The sequence below is a fragment of the uncultured Sphingomonas sp. genome (assembly GCF_964244235.1).
In the GTDB taxonomy this organism is placed as follows: domain Bacteria; phylum Pseudomonadota; class Alphaproteobacteria; order Sphingomonadales; family Sphingomonadaceae; genus Sphingomonas.
Map to the genome: position 1 here is coordinate 1 of NZ_CAXTII010000126.1, position 4782 is coordinate 4782.

Here is a 4782-nt window from a genome sequence, read left to right on the forward strand (position 1 = left end):
GGTCGAGCGCGGCGCCGGGCGCGAGGAAGGGCGAGTTCATCGCCGCAGCCGGGCCAGCACTTGCGCCCAGCCGCGCGTGAATCGGTTGAACACCAGCGCGTCCTGACTGGCGAATGCCGCCTTCTTGAGATGCTCGCTGCGGTTCGGATACGGAACGATCAGGCTGGCGATGCCGAACAGGCTTGCTTTGCCGGCGATGATCATCGCTGCGGGCATGATCAGGTCGCCGGCACCGGCGCCGACGACCGTCGCACCGATCAGCTTGCGGCCGTGCTTGACCAGTTTGACGAACCCGCGCGTGTCACCCTCCGCGATTGCACGATCGTTATCGGCGAAGTCTTCGCGCCAGACGCTGATCGTGTCGCCATGGCGTTTGCGCGCAGCCGCTTCGGTCAGGCCTGCCTGCGCCACTTCCGGATCGACATAGGTGACCCATGGCAAGGCCGCATAATCTACCTTTGCCGGCAGCCCGAGACCGACCTCGAGCACGATGTTGCTGCCTTCGTAGCCCGAGACGTGGGTGAAATGCGGCCCCGGGCGGCAGTCGCCGATCGCGTAGATGCGGCGGTTGGAGGTGCGCCGGCGCGCATCGACGCCGATGCCCGCTTCGTCGTGTCGGACGCCGGCCGCAGCGAGCCCCATCCCCGCGAAGTCGAAGCTTCGCCCGGCCGCGAGCAACACGTGGCTCCCGTTCAGCCGTGCGCCGCTGCCCAGCGTCAGCGCCACGCCCTTGTCGTCGCACTCGGCGGCGATGACCTCGTCGGCGATGAACACGACGCCATCGGCGGTCAGCGAAGCGATCGCGACGGCGGCGGCGTCGGGATCGTCCTTCGCCATGACGGGACCCGGGCCGACGACGGTTACCCGCGCGCCGAGTCGTCGGAACGCCTGCGCCAGCTCGACCCCGATCGGACCGTTGCCGACGATCAGGAGGTGCGCGGGCAGTTCCGCGAGCGCGAATACGGTCTCGTTGGTAAGATAGGGCACCTCCGCGATGCCCGCGATCGACGGAACCAGAGGCCGCGAGCCGACCGCCAGCACGATCCGCGGCGCCGACAGGACGCGACCTCCGACCGTCACCGACGTCCGCCCGGTCAAGACGGCGTCGCCGCCAACGACCTCGCAGCCGAGCGCAGTCATGTGCTCGGCGCTGTCGACCGGCGCGATGGTCGCGATCGCGCGCTGGACGTGGGCGCGCACTGCGGCGAAATCGACGATCGGCTCGACCGCAGCGACGCCCAGCGGCGCCCCCGATCGCAGCGCGTGCGCCTGCGCGGCGGCGGCGATCAGCGCTTTCGACGGGACGCACCCGGTATTGAGGCAGTCGCCGCCCATCGCGTCGCGTTCGATCAGCGCGACCCGCAACCCAAGCCGGGCGCAGCCGCCCGCCGCGGTCAGGCCGCCCGCACCCGCGCCGATGACGATGAGATCGTGAGTATACAGGATGTCCGCCTCTTGCTCCGCGGGTCAGACCTCGTCGTCTAGCATGCCGCATCTGGCCGGGTGAACTTTGGACTGCGCCGCGATGTCGCTAGGATCCGTGCCGCCGCGCAGCTGCAGGCCAGGCAACGTAGATGTGCCATATGCTCAGCGATCTGCACCACCGGCCCGACATGCACCGACCCGGCGGCCGCTCTCGCGACCGCGGAAGTTGACCGTCACCTCGCCTGACTGTGCTTCGCCCGAGAAGCTGAAGTCATAGTCGGTCGCGCCGTAAGGACCCGAGCCGTCGACGCGGAAAGTAGCGTAGCGGCTGTCCTTGCACTCGCCTGCTGCCGTAATTTTCCCGTTTGCCATCGCATAGCGGGAAAAGCGGCACTGAACGGCCTTGCTAGCGAGCAGGAAGCTCCGTGGATCGGCCAGCTCCGCAGCCGTATGGCACGCCCGATAGGGCGGCGGGGACGGCAGCATGCTTTGCGTCTGATCGGCGATGAGCGACGAGCCGTTCACCTCATCGACGACATAGACGACAGTATGCTCCCAGAGTCCGGGCATCGGCACCGGCGCCGGCACCGCGGCCGACAGGACTGGCAACACAACTAGGAGAGGAAGGATGCGACGCATGGTGATCGTAACGCACGAACTGGCGTCATGGCCTGACGCATCGGAGCTGAACGACTAACTGAAACCGAGAGCAGCGGGAGCGGGATGGAATGTCCGATCGCGGGTCGTTACGTACCCGGTGAGCCGGCGAGATGGGTGGCAAACGCTACCACAGACGGGTTGAACCCAATCGGCACGATCAGTAGCTCAACCACCGCGATAGCACCCGCGCCCCACCAGTAGGCGGGATGGACGCGGCGCCAGTTGGCGAGGTCGAACGCGATCCCGGCGGCGATAAACAGCGACAGAGCGCCGATCACGGCGAGCGGCGTAAAATTGCCCAGCGGAAGGAGGCTGAGCAACCGGCTCAGCGCCGGTGCGGTCGCGAGCACGGTTCCGCACAGCATCAGTCGCTTGTGCCACCCGGCTTGGCGGCGTAGCCGGATGGCAGCAAAAGTAAGCGCGCCAAAACCGATGATGTGGAGCACATCCAGGGCGAGGAACAAGCCCAGCGGGAAAACACCGGTGATGCTGCCGCGAGCAAGAGCCATGAGCGTTGCGGAGATGCCGAGTGGCACCATGACGGCCGCGATGCCAGCGCCGACCCAACCGAGCCGACGATGCAGCATGAGATTCCGGCCATCGACCACCAGCCAGCTCTGTAGGGCATATATGACGATCCAGGACGAGAACACGAGTGCGTGAACGTGTACCTGCCAGGGGAAGTCGGTAAACCAGACATGACGTGTGACAAGCTGGGAGCCGAAGCCGGCAAGGACCGTAAGGAAGATAGCGACGGCCATGAGGAAGAAGAACCGGCGCTCGCGCATTAATGTCACCGAAGGTGCTACCGTAGCGATCATTCCGCTCACCTCGCTCGCCGGTCGATGAGCGACGAGGATGAACTCGCCTGAGAGAAGCAGCAAGGCCCGGCGTATTATCCCGAGCACAGCTTTGGATCACCGATTATGCTCAGCCGCTGACGCGCGCGCGGGCAGTTACAGTCACTCGGTTTCCGGGTTTTGACGGCGACACGAGGTATATCGCTCAGGTGAATGGATAGCTGTTTCTGGGCCGTAGCGAACCGTCCGTGAACGACCGGACTCGGGTCATCGCACCAGGCTGCTCGAATACGGTCGATCTGCAGGTTGAGCCGCCCACGCTTTGTTCGGCATCGACTGCATGGCGAACCGCAATTCGCCGCCGGCCATGATTTCGTCGTGGCGCAAATAGGCGTGCGTTACAGGTACGCCATTCAAGCTGACCGATCCGATGTACGGATGGCGGTCGTCAAGCTGGTCCGCAACGACGATCAAGCGCTTGCCATTAGGCAGCGTTAAAGCGGCGCGGTCGACAAATGGCCGACCAATCACATATTCGAGGCTGCCCGGCGTGACCGGGTAAAATCCCAAAGCGGTGAAGACGAGCCACGCCGACATCTGCCCGAGGTCGTCGTTGCCGGCCAGCCCGTCCGGTGTCGGACGATATTGGCTGTCGACGATCTGCTTGAGTCGGGCCTGCGTGCGCCACGGCGCGCCGGCATAGCTGTAGAGATAGGCGACGTGATGGCTCGGCTCGTTACCATGAATATATTGGCCGATCAGACCAGCGATGTCCTCGGCGTGACTATAGTCCAGCTTCGAATTGTCGTAATCGAACATCGCGTCGAGCTTGGCCACGGTTGCGACGTCGCCGCCCAACGCGGTTGTCAACGCCGCCTGATCCTGGGGCACGAACCAGCTATATTGCCAGGCATTGCCTTCGGTATAATCCGAGCCGTAATTAATTGCTGTCGGGTCGAACGGCGTGCGGAAGCTCCCGTCGACCTTTCGGGCACGAACAAAGCCCGTCTTCGGATCGAAGCTGTTGCGCCAATTGCCAGCGCGTTGCTCGAAGGTCGCGGCGACGTCGCTGCGACCCATTGCACGCGCCATGCGGGCAATCGTCCAGTCGTCGTAGGCATATTCGACCGTCTTCGACGCGGCTTCGGGCTCGCGGTCGATCGGTACATAGCCGAGCTTCATATAGTCGCCGAGACCGCCGTACGGGGCATAGGTCGCGCTCGCGATCATCGCGTCGAGCGCGGCGTTGGCGTCGAACCCGCGGATCCCTTTCAGATACGCGTCGGCAATGACCGGAGCGGCGTGATAGCCGATCATCGTCCAGGTCTCGCGCCCCTGGAACTGCCATATCGGCAGGATGCCGTCAGGGCTATTCTCGCGGCTGGCAACGAGCGAGCGCACCACATCATTCGTGGTGCTGGCTGGCTGGACCAGCGTCAGCAGCGGATGTTCGGCGCGGAAAGTGTCCCATAGCGACAAGGTCGAGCGGAACGTAAAGCCGGTTGCTTGATGCACCTGATTGTCGGGACCACGATACCGGCCGTCGGCATCTCCAGCGACCGACGGCGCCAGCAGGCTGTGGTACAGTGCCGTGGCGACGCTCTTCTGCATCGCGACCGGGGCGTCCAGCTTGAGGACATCGAGCGCGCTGCGCCACGCGGCGGTCGTTCGGGCGTGAACGGCGTCGAAATCGCCAGGCTCGCTGGCAAGATTGGCGACCGCGCCGGCTTCATCGACCGACGAGATGGCAACCTTCACCTCGAGTGGCCGGGTAAGCGTGCCGAAATCAAGCCGTGCGACGAGCGCGCGTCCCGATCGCTCAGCGACGTCGTCGGTGCTGCGTCCCGGGCCCTGAAAGCCGCGGTAGGCGACGTCCTTCTCGGTACTGACGAACGCG

Annotated in this window: 4 protein-coding genes; all 4 read right to left on the reverse strand. The window is 64.9% G+C overall.

Annotation, left to right across the window (positions count from 1 at the left end):
* Positions 1-36: 36 nt before the first annotated feature.
* On the reverse strand, positions 37-1446 hold the full coding sequence (locus ACFE7D_RS13930; RefSeq protein ID WP_375396015.1) for a dihydrolipoyl dehydrogenase family protein: 1410 nt from the start codon (positions 1444-1446) through the stop codon (positions 37-39).
* A gap of 141 nt (positions 1447-1587) precedes the next feature.
* Positions 1588-2064 (reverse strand): DUF3617 domain-containing protein, encoded by a 477-nt coding sequence (locus tag ACFE7D_RS13935; RefSeq protein ID WP_375396012.1) that lies wholly within the window; start codon positions 2062-2064, stop codon positions 1588-1590.
* 107 nt (positions 2065-2171) lie between these two features.
* On the reverse strand, positions 2172-2969 hold the full coding sequence (locus ACFE7D_RS13940) for a hypothetical protein (protein WP_375396013.1): 798 nt from the start codon (positions 2967-2969) through the stop codon (positions 2172-2174).
* A 183-nt stretch (positions 2970-3152) separates the two neighbouring features.
* Positions 3153-4782 (reverse strand): GH92 family glycosyl hydrolase (locus ACFE7D_RS13945; protein ID WP_375396014.1); only part of this gene is annotated, 1630 nt, incomplete at its 5' end.

What these genes read in the sequence shown, in the direction of transcription:
- ACFE7D_RS13935 (WP_375396012.1), bottom strand. Translation starts at nt 2,064, where the DNA reads ATGCGTCGCATCCTTCCTCTCCTAGTTGTGTTGCCAGTCCTGTCGGCC.